The organism is Nocardioides limicola, assembly GCF_016827675.1.
Taxonomy (GTDB): Bacteria; Actinomycetota; Actinomycetes; order Propionibacteriales; family Nocardioidaceae; genus Nocardioides; species Nocardioides limicola.
The window spans coordinates 26,220-46,313 of sequence record NZ_JAERJA010000010.1; the positions used below are offsets into that span (position 1 = coordinate 26,220).

Below are 20,094 nucleotides of genomic sequence, written 5' to 3' on the forward strand. Positions count from 1 at the left end.
CGTTGCACTTCCCGGTCTTCTTGGACACCTGCGTGCTCTACCCGATCGTGCTCACGGATACGTTGCTGCGAGTGGCCGAGCAGCAGGTGTTCCGTCCGTACTGGTCGGGCGATGTCTTGGCAGAGCTGCAACGGAACCTCGGGGCCGTGCCGCAGATCGGCGATGACCGAGCGCGTAGTCGGATCAAGGCGATGAACCGGGCATTTCCCGACGCGACGGTGACCGGATACGAGGCACTGATCGATGGTATGGAGTGCGATCCGAAGGATCGGCACGTCATGGCTGCAGCTGTGCACTCGGAATGCCAGGTTGTCGTGACCTACAACCTCAGGGACTTCCCATCGGAGGCTATGGGCAGGCACCATCTGGAGGCCGTGCACCCAGACACGTTCCTCCTCGACCAACTCGACCTCTACCCGGAGGCGGTGTACCTCTCCCTGCGGCGCCAGTCGACCGAGTCGGCGCGCCCCGGGCTCACCGCCCTGCAACTCATGGCTTCCTTCGAGAAACTGGAATTGCGGGGGTTCGCGGCAAGAACTGCGTCGCCGCTGGCCGAACCTCAACGCCGGCCGGTGGTGACCGAGACCCCCCTCAGGCGGTGGTGAGCTCCCGGATCCGGGCCCGCAGCCGGGCAGCCCGGCCACTCAGCCGCTGAGCGCGGGCACGCAACCGCGACGCTCGGTCGCGGTTGCCCGCGGCTCGGGCCGCGCGGGCGCGTTGGCGCACCTGCCGGCGTCGCTGGACGACCTCGGCCCGGCGGGCGCGAAGCCGCGCCACCTCGGGGTCCTCCCCGGGCGGGGTGGGGACGTCGTTCTCCTCGACCGCGCAGGACTCGCTGACCAGGCCCGCCGGGGTGCGCACCAGGAGCTCGACGTTCGCGTCCTCGGGTGCCCCCTCGTATCCCTTGGTCCGCGACTGCCAGTCGTTGGCGGCGATCTCACGCGCCAAGCTGGCCAGCGCCAGTGGGGAGTCGATGCTGCCGTCCCACTCGGCGGGGGCGGCGTGGTCGAGGATGGTGGTGAAGATCGACATCGTGCCGTCGGCGTTGTCGGCGACCTCGACGATGCGCGCCTGCTGTGGGAAGTCGATGTGGGAGGCGGTGTTGACCTCCCAGAAGCCGCCGCTGCCGTCGGCGCGGGAGTGCGCCCAGATCTGGTTGCGGTGGGTGTGGCCGTTGAACCAGGCGATCACGTGCGGCTGGGTGAGGAGATACTCGACCACCGCGGCGCCGAACACCCGCACCCCGAAGTCGAACCCGGTCGCGATGAACGGGTTCGACATCGTGCCCGACGTGTGATGGCTGAACAGGATGACCGCCTTGTCCTGGCTGGCCTCGATGACCTGCTTGAGCCAGGCGAACTGGTCCGGGTCCAGCGACCCGTCGGCGTACCCGTTCACGTTCACGGTGTCCATCGAGATGAAGCGAATCGGGCCCTTGTCGAAGAAGTAGTAGGCGTGCCCGTTGGTGCGGTTCTCCTCGGTGAAGCCGTGGCCCACCGGGAGGCCGCTGGTCTGGAAGTACTGCCCGACGGTCTGCTTGCGGGTCAGCAACTTGCGCTGTGGGTCGGGGGTGACCAGGCGCACCGTCCCGAGGATGCCGAGGGGGTCGGTGAGGATCGCATCCTGGACGAGTCCGAGCAGGTCGGCCGCCACCAACCGGTTGACGACGTCGGCCTGGTTGAGGCCGGCCGGTGCCTTGATCACCTTGGCGGGACCGACGGCGAGGGCGTTGAGCAGGGGGCCGGTGGTCACCTCGGTCGGGAAGTTGCCCTGCACCAACCCGTCGTGGTTGCCGTGGACGCTGTACCACTCCATCTTCTGGGCGCCGTTTCGGCGCAGTCCACTGGCCTGGAAGGGCTGGCGTGACGTGTCCAGCACTCCGGCGACCTCCGGGAAGCCGTACTGCCGCCGGGCGATGTCGGGGGCCAGCGGGCCGAGCAGTCCGTTCGGGGTGCCGTCGGGGTGCCAGTAGTGGGGGTCGTAGTTGAGCACCGCCTTGGAGTCCATCACCCCCTCGTAGCGGTTGCGGTTGCCGCTGTCGGGGGTGACCTCCTCGCCGTCGAGGATGTCGATGTTCCACCGGATCTCGTTGAGTTGGGCGTTGTCGGAGTTGTCGCCGGTCTCGATGGCGAACTCCAGGGGCGCACCGGTGACCGGCCCCCCGGTGAGGTTGTTGATCGCCTGCACCATGGACTCGGAGATGTGAGCGCTGAAGATCTCCTGCGGCCGGTGCGCGGAGGTGAACAGGCCGAGGCCGAAGTTCCCGAGGTCGGTCGGGTCGTCGTACCGGTCGGTCCACTCGAGCCGCATCGGCGACTGGTGGTCGATGATGTGGATGTCGCTGAGGTGGGCGAAGGCCAGCAGTGGACGTCGGCAGGCTTCACGGTCCGCGGCGGCGGCGACGCCCAGGTCGGTGCGAACGACCCGCGGCCTGCCGGGCCCGTCGAGCAGTCGCGCATAGCCGCCGTCGCCGGGCTCACCGCGGACGATGGTGTGCGTCAGTGTGGTGCGACCCGCGACCGCGGCCGCGGCGAGACTGGCATGGCGGATCACCGGCCGGGCCGCGGCGGAGCCGCCCCCTGCCGAGACCGCGACAGCCGCCCCCGCGGCGAAGAGGGCAGACTTCATGGCGGTACGACGCGACAACTCCATGCAGCCACCAACGATCGACCTGTGACCTGAGTCACGGACCGCGTCGGAGATGCCGGCTGAACCCTACTCGTCCCGGAGGCGCAACCCCCGGCGGCTCAACTCCTCACGCAGGATCCGGATGGCCTTGGGGCCGACGCCGTGGATGTCGAGGAGCTCTCGCGCTGACCGGTCGGTGAGCTGTTCGAAGCGGGTCAGTCCGTGCGCAGCCAACTCCCGGCGGGAGACCTTGCCCATCGATGCCGGGAACTCTGTCTCGTCACTCATCGTCGCACTCCTCTCACTCGCCGCGTGCCAACGCGGCTTCCAGTCCGTCCAGGATGAGGTGCAGGCCGAAGTCGAACTCGTCGCCATAGTCGTAGCCGTCGGCGATCGCGTGGCTCACCATCTCGGCCAGGTGTGGGAATTCCGCAGCGGGGAGCGCCTCGCCGAGCCCGGCGGCGTACTCGGCTGCCGTTTCGTCGGCCTCGAACGGCAGGTTCACCTCGGTCAGCACGAAGCCGTACACGTAGGCATCGAGCGCCGAGAACGCGTGCGCGGCCAACGACACCGAGAATCCGCCGTCGCGCAGGCAGCCCAACACCGCGTCGTGGTGCCGCAGCAGCGTCGGTCCCGGAGCCTTCCGGGACTCCAACAGCCCCAGCGCCCACGGGTGTCGCCGCAACGCCGCCCGCGCCGAGCCGGCTCGCGCCACCATCGCGGCCCGCCAGGGTGCCCCCGCCTCAGGCAGGGCGACCTCGGCGAACACCCGATCCACCACCAGATCCAGCAGCTCGTCCTTGCCGCCGACGTGGTGATAGAGCGACATCGCCTCCACGCCCAGCGCCCGTCCGACACTGCGCATAGTGATCCCGGCCAGCCCGCGCTCGTCGGCGACGCCGATCGCCGCCGCCACCACCTGATCCCGGTCCAGTCGTCGCTCGGCCACCGCCACCTCCCTTGCAGGCTTACGTGCGTAAGGCTATCGTGTCAGCGACCACCTTACGTGCGTAAGGTTAGATCGAACGGGAGAACCAGATGCGAGCAGTCGTCTACGACCGGTACGGGCCACCCGAGGTGCTCCGCGTCACCGAGGTGCCCGACCCCCGTCCTCGCGCCCGTGAGGTCCTCGTCCGGGTGCACGCGGTCGCGGTCACCTCCGCCGACGCCCGGATCCGTGCCGCTCGCTTCCCACGCGGCTTCGGGATCCCCGCCCGACTCGTCTTCGGCATCCTGCGCCCCCGCCGACGGATCCTGGGCAGTGCCTTCTCCGGGGTCGTCGAGGCGATCGGGCCTCGAGCCACCGACGTCGAGGGTGCTGGGCTCAGTGTCGGCGACGAGGTCTCCGGGATGACCGGCCTCGGCCTCGGTGGGTACGCCGAGAAGCTCGCCGTCCGCGCCGACCGGGTGGTCCCCAAGCCGGCCGGCGTCACCCACGAGGAGGCGGCCGGACTGCTCTTCGGGGGCAGCACGGCGCTGTACTTCCTGCGCGACCTCGGCGGCCTGACCGCAGGCCAGCGGGTGCTGGTCGTCGGCGCCTCCGGAGCGATCGGCACCACTGCCGTCCAACTGGCCAGGCTGGCCGGGGCTGAGGTCACCGCCGTCACCAGCGGCGCCAACGCCGCACTGGTCACCGATCTCGGCGCGACGCGGGTCATCGACCACACCACCACCGCAGTCACCGGCGACCCGGACCCCGACCAACCAGAGGGCTACGACCTGGTCCTGGACACCGTCGGCGTGCTCGACCCGGCCCAGACCCGGAGGCTGCTGGCCCCCGGCGGCACCGGCCTGCTGGCGGCCGCCGATCTCGGCCAGACGCTGCGCGCTCGCGGCGACGTACGCACCGGCACCTCCCCCGAACGCGCCGAGGACTTCGCCCACCTGCTCGGCCTGGCCGAGCGCGGCGACCTCAGAGTGGTGCTCAGCGGCACCCACCCGCTTGCCGACGCCGCCGCTGCGCACGCGGTCGTCGACTCCGGACGCAAGGTCGGCAACGTGGTGCTCAGCCTCTCCTGAGGAGCCCCCCGGCCTGGACGACCCGCCTCAGGGGGCGCGGTCGCCGTCCGGCTGGATCACCCACCACAGACCGCCGTGGGTGGAGATGTTGTGGCACTTCACCTCGCCGGGGCCCTCGTGGGCGTAGTAGTAGAGCGGGTGGTCGTTGTAGGTCACCTGGAGGCTGCCGTCGCGGCGCTCGGTGGTGCCGAGCAGCCCCGGGTCCACCTCACCGCCGGCCTCGGGGGCGCCGTTGGTGAGCACGGGTGGCCAGGCGACCGCGCAGTCGTCGTAGCAGGTGGGCTCGGAGGTCGGCTCGAGCTCCCAGATGTAGATGGCCTGGTCGAACTCGTCGAAGAGCATCGTGCCGAACTGGCTCTCACCCGTGGTGATCACCGTGCCGGGCGGCTCCGGGTCGGGCTCGGGCTCCGGGTCCGGCTCGGGTTCTGGCTCGGGGTCGGGCGTGGGTTCGGGCTCCTGGGTGGGCGTCGGCTCGCTGGTCGCCTCGGGGTCGGTCTCGGGCGCCGTGGCGCAACCGAGCACCAGCAGGACTGAACCGAGAGCTGCCGCGATCCGGATCATGCGTCGATTCTGCCCGATCGGCCCCAGTCGTGTCAGACTCAGCGCCATGCGTGCGCGACGACCGGTCTGGGCCATCGTCCTGACCGCCCTCGCCGGCCTCCTGGTCGCCTGCGGCGGCACCCCCGAGCCGGTGCCCATCCCACCCCGGCCCACCGAGGCCGTCACCCTCGCGCCGCTCCCGGCGGCCCAGGCGCCGACCGACCCGCGTCAGGCACTGGCGCTGGTGCCCGCCGACGCCGAGACGGTGACCATCACCAACTGGCTCGCCATCCGTCAGGCCGCCGGCCACGACGGCCTCACCAGCGAAGATCTGATGGTCGACCGCCGCGACTTCTGGGACAAGGCCGCCAGCACGTCGGTGCTGCTCACCGACGGTCTCCTGGTCGAGGAGAACTCACTCTTCATGCTCGACTACGACTTCACCCAGGAGGACGTGGACTTCGAGGTCCGCTTCCGCGGCCCCTCCGGCAACGGATACATCCTCGGCTTCCGCTCCACCCTGGACATGGCGCGCGTCGAACGCGCCGTGCAGGACCGGGCCGGGCGGCTGCGCGGCGCCGAGGTGTGGCCCGACCAGTTCCTGGCCGTCAAGAACGTCGCCGAGCAGGGGGAGCCGACCTGGGCGGCCGACTCCGACCTGATCGACCTCACCTCGGCCCAGGCAGAGTCCACCTATCTGCACCGCGGCTGCCTGGCCTTCACCGAAGCCCTCGGTGTGGACGCGACGTACGACGACGCCGAGCCGATCCTGAACGGCTACGACTTCGAGCACCAGCTGCGCCCACTGACGGCGTTCTCGGTGAGCTTCTCCGGTGACGTGGCCACCGGCCGCCTCGGCCGCGACCGCGAGGACCTGGCGGTGCGCACCGAACTCATCGACGTGTGGCCGCGCACCAGCCCGGTCCACCTCGACGACGCCTTCACCGGGATGCCGCTCTTCGACCCGGGCAGCGGCCGGATCGGGCTCACCATCAACAACATGCGGGCCGCGGCCACGTTGACGCTGACCCACCAGCTGCCGTTCGCGATCTGCCGCGGCACCCCGGTGGTCGAAGAGCCGGAGTGACGCCGAGCCGCGGGGACCCGGAGAGTGACTCGGTCAGCGCGGCTCAACCACTGAGCGCGGCGAACTCGGTCGGGTCGTGGGCGGAGAACACCCGAATCTCGGGATGGTCGGCGACCAGGTCCCGCAACCGCTCCTGGTTGCGCCGGCGCTGTGAGTTCGAGGCGGCGATCATCGACTGGAAGACGCTGAGCGTGCGGTTGTACGACGGCGGAGTGAGCACCTCGCCGGCGTGGAAGTAGGAGTCCCCCGCATGCAGCAACCACTCGTCGTCGCCCGTGCGCACCGCCACCCCGCAGTGGCCGCGGGTGTGGCCCAGCAGCGGCACCAGCAGTACGTCGTCGCCCAGCGCGGTCACCGACTCGAAGCCGCGCCAGCTCTCCCCGGCGATCCGGTGCTCGCGCCACTTCGGGCCATGCGCCCACTGCACGGAGCGGTAGCGGGCCCGCTCCTGCGGCCGCGGGTGCCGGGCGGCGTGCAGCTCATCGGCGTACACGTGCACGGTCGCGGCCGGGAAGTCGACCAGGCCACCGGCATGGTCGAGGTCGAGATGGGTCAGCGCCAGGTCGGTCACGTCGCCCGGGTCCAGGCCCAGGGCCCGGATCTGGGCGATCGCCGGCTCGGTGGCGTCCAGGGCCGGCCCCATCGCCTGCCGGAAGAACCATGGCAGCCGGGACGGGTCGGCGACGTCGGCGGTGCTGAACCCGGTGTCGATCAGCAGCAGTCCACTGTCGCGCTCCACCAGCAGGCAGTGGGCGACCAGGGACTCAGGGACCAGACGGCCCGCTCCGGGGGGGCGCATCGTGGCGCAGTTGAGATGGTGGACGATCACGCGCTCACGCTACTGGAGTTGCCCCCGTCACAGCGGGAGAACACCGCCGCGCCGCGCCTGCGAGCCGCCTCGTAGGCTGACCGGGTGTCTGCCGCCACCGCCCTGAAGCCCCGCTACTGGGTGCTCCATCTCGTCGCGGTGGCCGCGGTCGCGGTGGCCGGCTGGCTCGGCTGGTGGCAACTGCAGGCCTGGCAGGCCGCCCGGGACGTCGAGGCCCGGGACCTGACCCTGACCACCCCCCTCGCACTCGGCGACGTGCTCGGGCCCGACGACCCGTTCCCCGCCGAGCACGTCGGACGGCCGGTGCTGGTGGCCGGCACCTGGCTCCCCGACAGCACGCTCTATGTCAGCGGCCGGCAACACCAGGGCGTCGACGGCTTCTGGGCGGTCACCCCGCTGGCGGTGCAGGACCCGCCCACCGACTCCGCGCTGCTGGTGGTCCGCGGCTGGGGACCCGACCGGGACACGATGCCCGAACCGCCGACCGGGCCGGCCGCCTTCGTGGCCTGGCTGCAGCCGGGTGAAGGCACCGGCGCCGTCGACGACGACCCCACCGACGACGTGCTGCCCCAACTGCGACTGGCCGACGCCATCCAGCACGTCGACCAGGACCTCTACAACGGCTACGCCGTGCTCGCCCAGCAGACCGTGCCGGGCGACTGGCCGTCGACCAACCGGGGCGACGACGCGCTGGTGCCGGCCACGGTGGACCAACTGCCCCAGGCCGGCGGCTTCACCGGCCTGCGCAACCTGCTCTACGGCGTCGAATGGTGGGTGTTCGGCGCCTTCGCGGCGTTCATCTGGTGGCGCTGGGTGCGCGACGAACTCAACCCGAGGAAAGACACATGACACGACTGCTCACCAGCTATCGGATCCTGGCCTCCGCGGTCGGCGTACTCCTGGTGGTGCTCTTCTTCATCGGCGTTCCGCTGGCGAACTTCAACGGCGGCCCGATGTGGCACATCTTCGACACCACCCCCACCATCTGGTTGGAGGGCAGCGACGCGCAACGCGCCGGCGAGGCGATCACCAGCTGGCTCGGCGTGCTGCACGGCTGGCTCTACATGGCGTTCGTGATCGTCGCCTTCATGCTCTCCCGGCGGGCCGAGTGGAGCATCGGCTTCACCGTGGTGACGCTGGCCCTGGGCACCGTGCCGGTGCTCTCCTTCTGGGCCGAGCACCGGGCCACCCGGCGAGTCCGCGACCAGCTGGCCGCAGAACCCGCCGGGTAGTCCGGGCCGGGTAGCCCGGGCTGGTCAGACCGGGCCGGTCAGACCGGCTCGGGGTCAGCCCGCGTCCGGGACCGGGGCAGGCGGCGGTGTGTACGCCGTCTGCCAGCCGTCGTCCTCGCCGCTGCGCAGCTTCTTGAACAGGAGTGCTGCCACACTGCCGACGACAGCGAGCACCAGTAGCTTCTTGATCACGCCCATCACGTCCCTTCCGGATCGGTTTGGTTCCATCCTGCCCGGTCGCTGGTGAGCACCGCCCGGCACCGGGGCGGCTGGGCGGCGCGTGGGATGATCGCCACGACCCACCGATGACGAGGAAAGGCTCACCGATGACCGAGCTGCAGGCCACCCTGAAGACCAACCGGGGTGACATCACGATCAACCTGTTCCCCAACCACGCGCCCAAGACCGTCGAGAACTTCGTCGGCCTCGCCGAGGGGACCAAGGAGTACGTCGACCCGCAGAGCGGTCAGAGCTCCACCGGCAAGTTCTACGACGGGCTCGGCTTCCACCGGGTGATCGCGGACTTCATGATCCAGGGCGGCTGCCCGCTCGGCACCGGCACCGGCGGCCCCGGCTACCAGTTCGGTGACGAGTTCCACCCCGAACTGCAGTTCGACCGCCCCTACCTGCTGGCGATGGCCAACGCCGGCCCGGGCACCAACGGCTCCCAGTTCTTCATCACCGTGATCCCCACCGGGTGGCTGAACAACAAGCACACCATCTTCGGTGAGGTCGCCGACCAGGCCGGGCGCGACGTCGTCGACGCGATCGCCGCCACCGCCACCGGCCGCGGCGACGTCCCGGTCGACCCGGTCGTCATCGACTCGGTCGAGGTCACCCGCGGCTGACATGGCCAACGAACCCGCTGCCGGGGTGCCCACCTGCTACCGGCACCCCGGCCGGGAGACCTACATCCGCTGCCAGCGGTGTGACCGGCACATCTGCCCCGACTGCATGCGTGACGCGGCGGTCGGGTTCCACTGCGTCTCCTGCCTCGCCGAGGGAGCCAAGTCGACCCGGCAGAACCTGACCCCGTTCGGCGGCCGCAGGTCCGCCGACCCGCGGCTGACCACCTTCGTGCTGATCGGCCTCAACCTGCTCGTCTGGGCGGCGATCACCGCCACCGGCGGCAGCCGCAGCCGACTCTTCGAGGTCCTCGCCCTCAGCCCCCGCGGCCGGTGCCTGATCGACGACCAGCCCGGGTTCCTGATCCCCGACGCCGCGCCGGCCTCCTGCGTGGCCTCCTCCGCGCACACCTGGATCGACGGGGTGGCCAGCGGCGCGGTGTGGCAGTTGCTCACCCACGCGTTCAGCCACGTACAGATCTGGCACATCGGCCTCAACATGCTGGTGCTTTTCCTGATCGCCCCCCAACTCGAGGCGGTCTTCGGCCGGGCCCGGTTCCTGGCCGTCTACTTCGGGTCGGTGCTGGCCGCCGCGGCCGCGGTGATGTGGCTGGCGCTTCCCTACGGCGCCACGATCGGCGCCTCCGGAGGGGTGTTCGGACTGCTCGGCGCGATGCTGGTGGTGACCTACAAACTCGGTGGCGACTACCAGCAGATCCTGATGTGGATCGGCATCAACGTGGTGATCACCATCTGGGGGAGCAGTTTCATCTCCTGGCAGGGCCACCTGGGCGGTCTGATCGGTGGCCTGCTGCTGGCCGCCGCGATCGTCTGGGCACCGAAGTCCCGGACCCCAGGTCTCGGCTTCGAGCCGACCGGCGGCTCCACCCGGGTACGCCGGCGAGCCCTGCTGCAGTGGTCCGGGATCTCCACCGTGGTGGTCGTCTCGGCGCTGCTGATCGTGGCCCGGGCCCTCACCCTCTGAGCTGGCTCGTCCGCTGAGCCCCGGCCGCCTGCCCCCGACCGGTGCGGGCGGGGGTTCATGCACAGCTGTGGACAAAGGTGTGGAGAACTACACCGGTGTAGTTACCCACAGGGATTTCCCCAGCTGTGGGAAACCCTCACTCCCACTTCGTGGCGTAGGTGAAGCCGACCGCCATCCAGCCGATGCCGAAGACCAGGTTCCAGTTGCCCAGGTCGTTGAAGACCGGGATCGAGGACAGGTCGTTGGAGAACACGTAGAACACGCAGATCCAGAGCAGGCCGAACAGGAAGCAGAACAGCATCCCGACCACCACGCCGCGGCCGCGACCCAACGGCGTACTCGGGTGTGCGGCGACGACCAGACCGAGCATCAGCAGGCCCAACCCGATCACGTAGTTCCAGCCCTGCAGCTCCGAGATCTGCGTCGGGAACGCGGACGGGTCGTTCCGGGCGGCCGTGTAGTACCAGGCCACCCAGGCGATGCCCAGCACCTTGAGCACGATCGCCAGCACGAACCGGGCCGAGAAGAGCTTCCCGTCGATGTTGGCACTGCCCAAGTTGGTCTTGTCCTTCGCCACCGCGCGTTCCTTCTTCCTCGTCCGACTCGTGGTTGGCTACCACCGGCGGCTAGCGTAGTCGCCGTGACGCAATCAGGTGAACGCCCGCGCCGCTGGAAGGCGGGGACCACGGCAGTGCTCTGCCTGTGCGGCGGCCTGTTCGCGGTCAGCGCCAGCAACAGCGGCGGCACCGACCTGCGCCCGGGTCGGTACACCGACCTCGCCTCGGTGGTGCGCCAGGAGAGCGCCGACGTGGAGGCGTTGAACCGACGGGTCGCCGAACTCACCGCCGAGGTCGGCGCCCTCACCGAGGGGCTCGGCGACCGTCAGGTCGGCCGGATCACCGACGAGATCGAGGTGCTGCGCGACCCCGCCGGCCTGGTGCCCCGCTCCGGGCCCGGCGTGGTGGTCACCCTCTCCGACGCCCCGGCCGAGGTGATCGCCACCTCCGAGCGTGACGTCAACCTGCTGGTCGTCCACCAGCAGGACATCCAGGCGGTGGTGAACGCGATGTGGTCGGCCGGAGCCGAGGCGGTGACCATCGCCGGGCAACGGATCGTCAGCACCACCGGGATCAAGTGCGAAGGCAACGCGGTGATGCTGCAGGGCGTCCCGTACGGGCAGCCCTACGTGATCGAGGCGGTCGGCGACCCGGACGCGATCCAGGAGTCGCTGGCCGGCAACCGGACCGTGCGCACCTACCGTGCGCAGGCCGAGACCCCCGACATCGCCATCGGCTGGAGTCTCCAGGTCGTCGACGAGATCGAGGCGCCGGCGTACGAGGGTCTGCTGGACATGCGCTACGCCCAGCCCAAGGCCTGAGGCCTCAGCTCGGCACGCTCAGGGGCGGGGCCGGGGCAGGATGCCCTCCTCCTCGTCCGGGTCGGGTTCGGGCTCCGGCTCCGGTTCGGGCTCCGGTTCGGGCTCCGGCTCCACGTAGTTGGAGACCACGATCGTCACCGTGGAGCCCTGCGGCAACGGCTGGCCCGCGGCCGGGCTCTGCTGGATGACGGTGCCCTGGGGTTCGGTGGTGTCGGTGGTGTAGACCACCGTCGGCGAGAAGCCGCGGTCCCGGATCGCCCGCTCGGCGTCGGCCTCCTGCATGTCCACCACGTCGGGGACCTCCTTGGGTCCGGCCGAGTAGTAGACGGTCACCCGCGAGTTGTACGGCACCGTGGTGCCGGCGGCCGGGTCGGTCTCCAGCACCCGCCCGGCCGGTTCGTCGGACTCACGCTCCTCCATCCGCACCCGCAGGTCGGCGTCCTCGAGGATGGCCCGGGCGTCCTGCCGGGTCCGGCCGATCACGTGCGGCACCTCCCGCTCCGGCAGCCCCCCGGAGATCACCAGGTTCACCGCACTGTCGGGGGCCACGAAGCTGCCGGGCAGAGGGTCCTGGGAGATCACGTCACCCTCGGGGACGGTCTCGGACTCCTCGTAGTCGACGGTGCCGACGACCAGTTGCGCCCGACCGATCTCGGCGCGGGCGTCGTCCTCGGTCAGCCCGACCAGGGTGGGCACCGACACGTCGTCGGGGACCTGCTCGAAGAAGCGGGGCAGGAAGAACGCGGCACCGGCCAGCAGCAGCACCACCAGGGCGACCACCGAGACGATCAGGCCGGTCCGGCGCCCCTCCTCCTCGGGCTCCTCGGCGGCCAGTGTGGTGATCGGCTGCACCGTGGTCATCGCCTCGTCCGGGACCAGCATCCCCGGCACCACGGCGGGCACCGCCGAGCGGACCGCGGTGGCCGCCTCGACCGGGTGGCCGGCCAGGTAGCGCTCGATGTCGTTGCGCATCGCGGCGGCGCTCTGGTAGCGGTCCTCGACGCGCTTGGCCAGCGCCTTCATCACGATGGCGTCGATCTCCGGGGCCAGGTCGGGGTCGCTCTGACTCGGCGGTACGGCGAGCTCGCGGACGTGCTGGTAGGCCACCGACACCGGGGAGTCACCCACGAACGGTGGCCGGCCGGTGAGCAGTTCATAGAGCAGGCAGCCGGCCGAGTAGACGTCCGAACGCGAGTCCACGGTCTCGCCGCGGGCCTGCTCGGGGGACAGGTACTGGGCGGTGCCGACCACGGCAGCGGTCTGGGTCATCGACGCGGACGCGTCCGAGATCGCCCGGGCGATGCCGAAGTCCATCACCTTGATGTCGCCGGCGGGGGTGAGCATCACGTTGCCGGGCTTGATGTCGCGGTGGATGATGCCGGCGCGGTGGCTGTAGTCGAGCGCCGCCAACACCCCCGAACCGATCTCCAGCGCCCGCTCGGGGAGGATCTTGCGCCCCTCCTTGAGGATGTCGCGCAGCGTCCGGCCCTCGACGTACTCCATCACGATGTAGGGCTGGTTGACGCCGGTGCCGTCGGTGGCCACCTCCTCGCCGGTGTCATAGACCGCGACGATGGCGGGGTGGTTCAGCGATGCGGCGCTCTGCGCCTCCCGGCGGAACCGGGCCTGGAAGGTCGCGTCGCTGGCCAGGTCGGTGCGCAGGCGCTTGACCGCCACCTTGCGACCGAGACGGGCGTCGGTGCCCATCCGGACCTCGGCCATCCCGCCGCGGCCCAGGAGCTCCCCGAGCTCGTACCGCCCACCCACCACTATCGGGTCGTGGCTGCTCATCCGTTGTCCTCTTCTTCCTCGTCCTCATCAGGGTCTGGCTCAGGTTCTTCGGGCTCCGGCACCGGACCCCAGTAGGTGACGGTGACCGGGTCGCCGGGGGACAGTTCCCCGGTGGGCGCCACCTCGATCACGGTGCCGGCGACCTGATCGCCCGGGTTGTCCCGCTCCTCCGGCCGCGGCTCGAGGCCGAGGTCGCGCAGCGCCTGCTCGACCTCGCCGATCGGGCGGCCGACATAGTCGGCGGCGGTCACCGTCACCGTGGTCGGCTCGGTCTCCACGGGTTCGGCCGGCTCGACCTCGTCGGTCGGCTCGGCCGGTTCGGTCTGCTCGGGCACCTCCGGAGCGGGCTCGTCGGCCTGCTCCCAGGGCCGCCAGAGCACCAGCACCAGGAGCAGCAGCGCGACCAGCAGCGCCAGCCATGGCCACGGGCTCGTCCTCCGCCGCGGCGCCGGCTCGGCCGGCGGCGCCGGGGTGAGCACCGCAGTCTCGGGGGCACCCGTCTCGGGGACACCGGGCACCTGCGTGGTCTGGACCACGGTGGCCGCCTCAGCCGCCGCCACCGGAGGCACCACCGGGGCAGGGGCCGGCTCTCCGCGCAGCGCCGCGGCCAGCGCGGCGCCGTCTTGGTAGCGGTCCGCCGGGTCCTTGGCCAGGCACCGCATCGCCACCGCGACCAGGTCAGCCGGCAGGTACGACGGCAACGGCGGTGGCGCGTCCTTGATGTGCGCGAGGGCGGTGGCCACCGCGCTGTCGCCGCCGAACGGACGACGACCGACCAGGCACTCGTAGAGGACCACGCCGAGCGAGTACACGTCGGACGCGGCGGTCGCCGGCTCGCCCTTGGCCTGCTCGGGGGAGAGGTACTGCGGCGTGCCCATCACCTGGCCGGTCTGGGTCAGCGGCAGCGACTGCGCGGCCCGGGCGATGCCGAAGTCGGTGATCTTGAGGGTGCGGTCGGGGCCGATCAGCAGGTTGCCCGGCTTGATGTCACGGTGCACGATCCCGGCGACGTGGGCGGCGCCGACGGCATCGGCCGCCTGCGCCATCAGCGACCGGACCGCTTGGGGCTCCATGTCCCGGCCGGCCTTGAGCAGGTCCGAGAGGGGCTGCCCGTCGACGAGCTCCATCACGATGTAGGGGCGGGCCATGCCCTCGTGCTGCACGGTGCCGGTGTCGTAGACCCGCGCCACCCCAGGATGGGTCAAGGCGGCCGCGTGCTGGGCCTCGGACTCGAAGCGGGAGCGGAACACGGCGTCGTCGCTGTACTCGGCCTTCAGCAGTTTGATGGCCACCGGCCGGCCCAGTGCGGTGTCCTCGCCGCGCCAGACCACACCCATGCCGCCGCTGGCGATCCGGCTGTCGATGCGGTAGCGGTCGGCGACGCCGACGGCGGTCGGCTCAGCCAACGTTGATCACCGCCTCCATGATCGCCCGGGCCACCGGCCCGGCGAGTCGGCCGCCGGCGATCTCGCTGCGCTGCACACCGGCGTCCTCGATCATCACCGCGACCGCGATCTGCGGATTGTCGGCCGGTGCGAAGGAGACGAACCAGGCGATCGGCAACTGACCCTCGCCACGCTGCGCGGTGCCCGTCTTGCCGGCCACCTGGACGCCGGAGATCCGGGCCGGGGTGGCGGTGCCCGAGTCCACGGTGGCCACCAGCATCGAGGTCAACTCCGCCGCGGTCCGCGGGCTGACCGCCCGGGAGAGCTCCCGCGGCTCGGTCTTGTCCAGGACGTCGAGATCGGGGGTGCGCACCTCGTCCACCACGTAGGGACGCATCACGATGCCGCTGTTGGCGATCCCGGCCGCCACCATCGCCATCTGCAGCGGGGTCGCGCTGACGCTGGACTGGCCGATCCCCGACATCGCAGTCTGGGGGGCATCCAGGTCGCTCGGGAACGCCGAGGTCGCCTGCAGGGGCAGGTCCTCGAGCGTGGTGCCGTTGAAGCCGAAGGCCTCCGCCTGCGCCCGCATCGCGTCGGTGCCCAGCTCGTCGGCCAACGCCAGGAAGGTCACGTTGCAGGAGACCTGCATCGCCCGGGTCATGGTGATCTGGTCGCCGCCGCAGTTGCCGCCGTCGTGGTTGCCGACGACCGCGCTGGACTGCGGCAACTGGAAGGTCCGCCCGCCGCGGACCGACGCCTGGGCGTCGGCGTAGGTGCCGCTCTCCAGCGCCGCGGCCGCGGTCACCAGCTTGAACGTCGAGCCGGGGGGCATCCGGGTCTGGATGGCCCGGTTCAACAGCGGCTCCGCGGCGTCACCGTCGTACTCCGCCCAGGCCTCGCGGGCGGCGCCGAGGTCGTGTGAGGCGAGCCGGTTCGGGTCGAAGGTGGGGGTGGAGACCATGGCCAGGATCCGGCCGGTGGCCGGCTCGATGGCGACGGCTGCGCCCTTGGTGTTGCTGCCGAGCGCCCGGAGCGCGTCGAAGGCGGCGTTCTGGGCGCGGCGGTTCAGGGTCAGCTGGACGCTGCCGCCCTGCGGGTCGCTGTTGCCGAGCAGGTCGACCAGGCGCGCCACGAAGAGGCGCGGGTCGTTGCCGGAGAGGATGCTGTTCTGGGAGCGCTCGACACCGGTATGACCGTAGGCGAACGAGAAGTAGCCGGTCGCATGCGCGTACCGCAGCGGCTCGGGATAGGTGCGCAGGTGCGCGAAGCGGCCGTCGGAAGGCACCGACTCGGCCACCGGGTCGCGGCCCACCAGGATCGCCCCCCGCTCGCGGGCGAAGGCCGCCTCCACGACGCGGCGGTTCCGGGGGTCGTCGCCGAGACGGTCGGCGGCGACGTACTGCAGATAGGTGGCGTTGATCATCAGCGCCAGGAAGAGCACCAGGCAGCCGATCGCCATGGTCCGGATCGGGCGGTTCACGACAACTTCACCACCTGCGTGTCGTCGTCACTGTCGCCCCAGCCGGGTCCGGACAGGTCCGGGGCCGGCCGACGGGCCTGGTCGGAGATGCGCAGCAGCAGCGCGATGATCACCCAGTTCGCGACCAGCGACGAGCCGCCGTAGGACAGGAACGGGGTGGTCAGGCCGGTCAGCGGGATGAGCCGGGTGACGCCGCCGACGACCACGAACACCTGCAGCGCGAACACCAGGCCGAGGCCGGTGGCCAGCAGCTTCCCGAACCCGTCGCGGCACACCAGCGCGGTGCGCAGCGCCCGCTCCACGATCAGTCCGTACAGCAGGATCACCGCCATGATCCCGGTGAGTCCGAGCTCCTCGCCGAGGGTGCCGACGATGAAGTCGCTCTCGGCGTAGGGGATCCGCTCGGGCCGACCGTCGCCGAAGCCGCGCCCGATCAGCCCACCCCAACTCATCCCGAACATCGACTCGGCGATCTGATAGCCGCGGCCGTCGTAGTTGCCGAGTGGGTCGAGCCAGATCTCGACCCGGGTCCGCACGTGGCCGAAGAGGCGGTACGCCGCCACCGAGCCGACCGCGAACATCGCACCGCCGACGAGCAGCCAGCCAGGCCGTTCGGTGGCGACATAGAGCATCACCAGGAACAGGCCGAAGAGCAGCAAGGAGGCACCCAGGTCGCGCTGGAAGACCAGCACCCCCATGCTGATGCCCCACATCATCAGGATCGGACCGAGGTCCCGACCGCGCGGCAGGTCGACGAAGAGCAGCCGGCGCCCGGCCAGCGCGAGCGCGTCCCGGTGCAGCACCAGGTAGCCGGCGAAGGCGACCACCAACAGCACCTTGGCGACCTCACCGGGCTGGAAGCTGAACGGCCCGACATGGATCCAGATCCGGGCCCCGTTGATGGTCTTCCCGATCACCGGCAGCATCGGCATCAGCAGCAGCACGATGGCGGCCAGTCCGGACGTGTAGGTGAACCGTTGCAGCACTCGGTGATCACGCAGCACCAGCAGGGTGCCGAGGAAGAGGGCCACGCCGACGGTCATCCACATCAGCTGCCGGGCGGCGAACTCGCTGTCGCGGACCAGGTCGAGGCGATAGATCAACGCCAGCCCGAGGCCGTTGATGGCGGCCACCACCGGCAGCAGCACCGGATCGGCGTACGGCGCGGCGAGCCGGACCACGATATGGGCGGCGATCAGCAGGCAGGCCAGCCAGCCGCCGTAGGTGAGGATGTCGGTGGGCAGTTCCCCGGTCACCCCGAGTCCGACCGCGGCGTGGCCACCGACGCCGACGGCCAGGGCGAGCAGCAGCAGGAAGAGTTCCGCGCCCCTGCGGCGGCGGTGGACGAAGACCATCAGTTGGCTCATTCGTCGTCCGCCGTGCTGTCGTCGGCCTGCAGGGCGGCGAGGTTGTCGACGGTACGGCGGGCGTCCTCCAGCGAGGTCGCCGGGATGCCCTCGCGGACCTTGCTGGCCTGGAAGCTGGAGAGCCGGGTCAGGGACACGTCACTGGCCTCGTAGGGGGTGGACATGGTGAGCCCGGGCAGGTCGGCGTCGATGCCGCGATAGATCACCACCACCCCGTCGCCCTCGGCCACGAAGTACTGCGACTGGGTCCACGACCAGGCCCCGGCGGCGGCGATCCAGAGCAGGCCGACCAGCACGACCAGGGTCATCAGCCGGGCGCTCCAGACGAACCGGCGGGGTGCCTGCGGGGCGTAGCGTGCCTGCTCGGGGTCGATCGGGTCGCTGGGGATGGCCCATTCGAGGTCGTCGGGGATCTCCGCGGTGATCGCGGGGAGTTCGCCGGTGTCGCCGGAGCGGTGGCCGCGGAACAGGCCGGTGACCGCGTTCAGGGTGCCGGTACGCCGGGGCAGGTGTGCTGCCGAACCGACCAGCAGCGGGATCAGCTCGGCAGGCGGGTCGGTGACCACGTGGGCGACCACACAGGTGACGTTGTCGGTGCTGCCCGCCTCCAGGCTGGCCCGGACCAGCTCCACGGCGGCGAAGTCGGGGGTGCCGGTGGCCAGGATGTCCGCGATCCGGTCGTCGTCGAGGACTCCGGAGGCGCCGTCGGAGCAGAGCAGCAGCCGGTCACCGGGAGCCAGTTCGATGGTGAACAGATCGGGCTCACTGTCGTGGACGCCGTCGAGGGCCTTGAGGATCAGGTTGCGGTGCGGGTGGGTGCGCGCCTCGGCCTCGGTGATCCGTCCCTCGTCGATGAGCGACTGCACGAACGTGTGGTCGTGGGTGAGCTGGCTGATGGTGCCGTCGCGGTGCAGGTAGGCCCGGGAGTCGCCGATGTGTCCGATCCCGATCCTGGAGCCGTCGAACCAGGCCACGGTGGCCGTGGTGCTGGTCCCGTTCAGGGCGGGGTCGTCGTCGACGAGCTCGCCGATCCGGGTGTGCGCCCGGTCCAGGGCGCCGGCGACGCCGGGCAGCAGGTCGGCGGGGTCGGCCGGCGGGACGTCCAGCTTGCGCAGCTGGCTGATCGCGGTGGCCGAGGCGATGTCACCCCGGGCCGCGCCACCGACGCCGTCACAGACGGCGAGCAGGTGCGGCCCGGCGTACCCGGAGTCCTGGTTGTCCTTGCGGACCCGGCCGACGTCGGAGAGCGCCGAGAAATGCAGGTGCAGGGACGGCTGGGGGTCCTCGGTGTCCGTGTCGCTCATCGAGGCCTTACTTCCGCAACTCGATGATCGTCTTGCCCACCCGGACCTGAGCGCCCAGCGGCAGTGCGGTCGGCTGGGTGAGTCGGACGGTGCCCAGGTAGGTGCCGTTGGTGGAGCCGAGGTCCTCGACGAACCACTGGTCACCGGAGAGCGCGATCCGGGCGTGCCGGGTGGAGACATAGTCATCGTCGAGCTTGATCGCCGCATCGGAGCCGCGCCCGATCAGGATCGGGGCCTCACTGAGCGGCACGGTGATCCCGCGGTTCCCGCCCTCGACCACCACCGCCTGGGTGGGTACGCCGCGGCGTCGGGGCTGCCGGGCCGCCTTCCCCTTGGCTGGGCGTGGCTCGGGCACCCGGGCGCCGAACATGTCACTGCGGATCACCGAGAGGGCCGAGAGCACGAAGATCCACAGGATCGCCAGGTAGGCGAACCGGACCAGGAACAGGGTCAGTTCACCCACGGGGCTCCTCCGCTTCCTCGACCAGGTGCAGCGTCATCGACGTGGTGCCGATCCGAACCACCGATCCGTGTTCGAGGGGGGCCTCGACCAGCTTCTCGTCGTTGACGAGCATCCCGTTGGTAGAGCCGAGGTCGCGCACCTCGACCCGCATCCCGCCGAAGCCGACCATGCCGCCGAGGCCGCGGCGGCGGATGACGGTGAACTCGATGTGCCGGCGACTGACGCCGGGGTCGTTGATCCGGATGTCGGCGTCGGTGCCGCGACCCACCACGGTGGTCGGCTCGTGCAGGGCGTGCCGGGTGCCGTTGATCTCCAGCAGCGCCTTGGCCCGACGGACCGTGGTGTCGGTGTCGAGGCCCGACACCGCGGCCTGGGCCTGGCTGCGGACCCGGAACCGGCCGGTGGTGAGGTCCTCGGCCTGCTCGAGGGTGATCCGCACCGGCCCCGGGAACACATAGCTCTGGTGCTCGGCGTGCTCACGCAGCGTCTCGGTCAACTCCGCGACCATCGTAGCGTCGTACTCCTGCAGCCGTTCCAGGTCGCCGGGAGAGAGTTCGACGTGGAAGTCGTTGGGGACCAGTCGCCGGTTGCGACTGAGGATCTGGGCCTTGTTGTCGACCTCTCGCTGCAGGGCGGCACCGATCTCGACCGGCTGCACGGCACTGCGGAAGGCGCGGGCGAACATGCCACTGATGAACTGTTCGAGTCGACGCTCGAAGTTGCTCAGAGCATTCACGCTGCCTCCTTCCCGGGGGTGG

At 70.8% G+C, this 20,094-nt stretch carries 22 protein-coding genes; 8 read left to right on the forward strand and 14 right to left on the reverse strand.

All coding sequences use genetic code 11. The features are described 5' to 3' along the window. The first annotated feature begins 20 nt into the window (after positions 1-20). Positions 21-605: a PIN domain-containing protein gene (locus tag JKG67_RS15235; RefSeq protein ID WP_275403395.1), complete on the forward strand. Its 585-nt coding sequence runs from the start codon at positions 21-23 to the stop codon at positions 603-605. On the opposite strand, the gene JKG67_RS15240 is transcribed toward JKG67_RS15235, so the two are convergent. The 3 genes from JKG67_RS15240 to JKG67_RS15250 all read right to left on the reverse strand — a co-directional run bounded on the left by JKG67_RS15240 (position 592) and on the right by JKG67_RS15250 (position 3,577). After that, a complete protein-coding gene (locus JKG67_RS15240) occupies positions 592-2,628 on the reverse strand; it encodes a TIGR03767 family metallophosphoesterase (RefSeq protein WP_203338196.1) in 2,037 nt (678 codons plus the stop codon). The genes JKG67_RS15235 and JKG67_RS15240 overlap by 14 nt on opposite strands. An 87-nt stretch (positions 2,629-2,715) precedes the next feature. Continuing rightward, positions 2,716-2,916, reverse strand: a complete 201-nt coding sequence (locus tag JKG67_RS15245) for a helix-hairpin-helix domain-containing protein (protein WP_203338197.1) — start codon at positions 2,914-2,916, stop codon at positions 2,716-2,718. A gap of 13 nt (positions 2,917-2,929) precedes the next feature. Then, on the reverse strand, positions 2,930-3,577 hold the full coding sequence (locus tag JKG67_RS15250) for a TetR/AcrR family transcriptional regulator C-terminal domain-containing protein (RefSeq protein ID WP_307816590.1): 648 nt from the start codon (positions 3,575-3,577) through the stop codon (positions 2,930-2,932). A gap of 89 nt (positions 3,578-3,666) precedes the next feature. Here JKG67_RS15250 and JKG67_RS15255 point away from each other — a divergent pair, with 89 nt between their 5' ends. Further along, positions 3,667-4,647: an NAD(P)-dependent alcohol dehydrogenase gene (locus JKG67_RS15255; protein ID WP_203338198.1), complete on the forward strand. Its 981-nt coding sequence runs from the start codon at positions 3,667-3,669 to the stop codon at positions 4,645-4,647. A gap of 27 nt (positions 4,648-4,674) precedes the next feature. On the opposite strand, the gene JKG67_RS15260 is transcribed toward JKG67_RS15255, so the two are convergent. After that, the gene (locus tag JKG67_RS15260) at positions 4,675-5,208 is read right to left on the reverse strand and encodes a COG4315 family predicted lipoprotein (RefSeq protein ID WP_203338199.1); all 534 of its coding nucleotides are present in this window, start codon (positions 5,206-5,208) and stop codon (positions 4,675-4,677) included. Between the two features lie 46 nt (positions 5,209-5,254). Between JKG67_RS15260 and JKG67_RS15265 the strand changes: the two genes are divergently transcribed. Then, the gene (locus tag JKG67_RS15265; RefSeq protein WP_203338200.1) at positions 5,255-6,274 is read left to right on the forward strand and encodes a hypothetical protein; all 1,020 of its coding nucleotides are present in this window, start codon (positions 5,255-5,257) and stop codon (positions 6,272-6,274) included. A 43-nt stretch (positions 6,275-6,317) separates the two neighbouring features. On the opposite strand, the gene JKG67_RS15270 is transcribed toward JKG67_RS15265, so the two are convergent. After that, positions 6,318-7,103: an MBL fold metallo-hydrolase gene (locus JKG67_RS15270; RefSeq protein WP_203338201.1), complete on the reverse strand. Its 786-nt coding sequence runs from the start codon at positions 7,101-7,103 to the stop codon at positions 6,318-6,320. Positions 7,104-7,187: 84 nt separating this feature from the next. Between JKG67_RS15270 and JKG67_RS15275 the strand changes: the two genes are divergently transcribed. Both JKG67_RS15275 and JKG67_RS15280 read left to right on the forward strand, forming a co-directional pair. Then, positions 7,188-7,952, forward strand: a complete 765-nt coding sequence (locus tag JKG67_RS15275; protein ID WP_203338202.1) for an SURF1 family protein — start codon at positions 7,188-7,190, stop codon at positions 7,950-7,952. Continuing rightward, positions 7,949-8,335, forward strand: a complete 387-nt coding sequence (locus JKG67_RS15280; protein ID WP_203338203.1) for a DUF3817 domain-containing protein — start codon at positions 7,949-7,951, stop codon at positions 8,333-8,335. Before JKG67_RS15275 ends, JKG67_RS15280 begins: the two co-directional genes overlap by 4 nt. A gap of 54 nt (positions 8,336-8,389) precedes the next feature. Here JKG67_RS15280 and JKG67_RS15285 read toward each other — a convergent pair whose 3' ends face one another. After that, on the reverse strand, positions 8,390-8,527 hold the full coding sequence (locus JKG67_RS15285) for a hypothetical protein (RefSeq protein WP_203338204.1): 138 nt from the start codon (positions 8,525-8,527) through the stop codon (positions 8,390-8,392). 134 nt (positions 8,528-8,661) lie between these two features. Here JKG67_RS15285 and JKG67_RS15290 point away from each other — a divergent pair, with 134 nt between their 5' ends. Both JKG67_RS15290 and JKG67_RS15295 read left to right on the forward strand, forming a co-directional pair. Beyond that, a complete protein-coding gene (locus JKG67_RS15290; protein ID WP_203338205.1) occupies positions 8,662-9,183 on the forward strand; it encodes a peptidylprolyl isomerase in 522 nt (173 codons plus the stop codon). A 1-nt stretch (position 9,184) separates the two neighbouring features. Further along, positions 9,185-10,165 (forward strand): rhomboid family intramembrane serine protease, encoded by a 981-nt coding sequence (locus tag JKG67_RS15295; RefSeq protein ID WP_238998531.1) that lies wholly within the window; start codon positions 9,185-9,187, stop codon positions 10,163-10,165. A 136-nt stretch (positions 10,166-10,301) separates the two neighbouring features. Here the strand turns inward: JKG67_RS15295 and JKG67_RS19265 are convergent, their stop codons facing one another. Continuing rightward, positions 10,302-10,742: a cell division protein CrgA gene (locus JKG67_RS19265; RefSeq protein WP_203338206.1), complete on the reverse strand. Its 441-nt coding sequence runs from the start codon at positions 10,740-10,742 to the stop codon at positions 10,302-10,304. A 63-nt stretch (positions 10,743-10,805) separates the two neighbouring features. Here JKG67_RS19265 and JKG67_RS15305 point away from each other — a divergent pair, with 63 nt between their 5' ends. Then, positions 10,806-11,543 (forward strand): DUF881 domain-containing protein, encoded by a 738-nt coding sequence (locus JKG67_RS15305; RefSeq protein ID WP_307816591.1) that lies wholly within the window; start codon positions 10,806-10,808, stop codon positions 11,541-11,543. 18 nt (positions 11,544-11,561) lie between these two features. On the opposite strand, the gene pknB is transcribed toward JKG67_RS15305, so the two are convergent. Genes pknB through JKG67_RS15340 form a run of 7 tightly spaced genes read right to left on the reverse strand, consistent with a single transcriptional unit; the run spans position 11,562 to position 20,072 of the window. Next, positions 11,562-13,334 (reverse strand): Stk1 family PASTA domain-containing Ser/Thr kinase, encoded by a 1,773-nt coding sequence (gene pknB / locus JKG67_RS15310; RefSeq protein ID WP_203338207.1) that lies wholly within the window; start codon positions 13,332-13,334, stop codon positions 11,562-11,564. Next, complete coding sequence (locus JKG67_RS15315; RefSeq protein ID WP_203338208.1) at positions 13,331-14,740, reverse strand: serine/threonine protein kinase; 1,410 nt, start codon at positions 14,738-14,740, stop codon at positions 13,331-13,333. The genes pknB and JKG67_RS15315 overlap by 4 nt, the downstream gene beginning before the upstream one ends. Beyond that, the gene (locus JKG67_RS15320) at positions 14,733-16,202 is read right to left on the reverse strand and encodes a peptidoglycan D,D-transpeptidase FtsI family protein (protein WP_203338209.1); all 1,470 of its coding nucleotides are present in this window, start codon (positions 16,200-16,202) and stop codon (positions 14,733-14,735) included. Before JKG67_RS15320 ends, JKG67_RS15315 begins: the two co-directional genes overlap by 8 nt. Beyond that, on the reverse strand, positions 16,199-17,557 hold the full coding sequence (locus JKG67_RS15325) for an FtsW/RodA/SpoVE family cell cycle protein (protein ID WP_238998532.1): 1,359 nt from the start codon (positions 17,555-17,557) through the stop codon (positions 16,199-16,201). The genes JKG67_RS15320 and JKG67_RS15325 overlap by 4 nt, the downstream gene beginning before the upstream one ends. Positions 17,558-17,565: 8 nt before the next feature. Then, positions 17,566-18,873 carry a PP2C family protein-serine/threonine phosphatase gene (locus JKG67_RS15330; RefSeq protein ID WP_203338211.1) on the reverse strand — a complete coding sequence of 436 codons (1,308 nt, stop codon included), beginning with the start codon at positions 18,871-18,873 and terminating at the stop codon, positions 17,566-17,568. Between the two features lie 7 nt (positions 18,874-18,880). Then, the gene (locus tag JKG67_RS15335; RefSeq protein WP_203338212.1) at positions 18,881-19,336 is read right to left on the reverse strand and encodes an FHA domain-containing protein FhaB/FipA; all 456 of its coding nucleotides are present in this window, start codon (positions 19,334-19,336) and stop codon (positions 18,881-18,883) included. Further along, positions 19,329-20,072: an FHA domain-containing protein gene (locus JKG67_RS15340; protein ID WP_203338213.1), complete on the reverse strand. Its 744-nt coding sequence runs from the start codon at positions 20,070-20,072 to the stop codon at positions 19,329-19,331. Before JKG67_RS15340 ends, JKG67_RS15335 begins: the two co-directional genes overlap by 8 nt. Between the last annotated feature and the right edge of the window lie 22 nt (positions 20,073-20,094).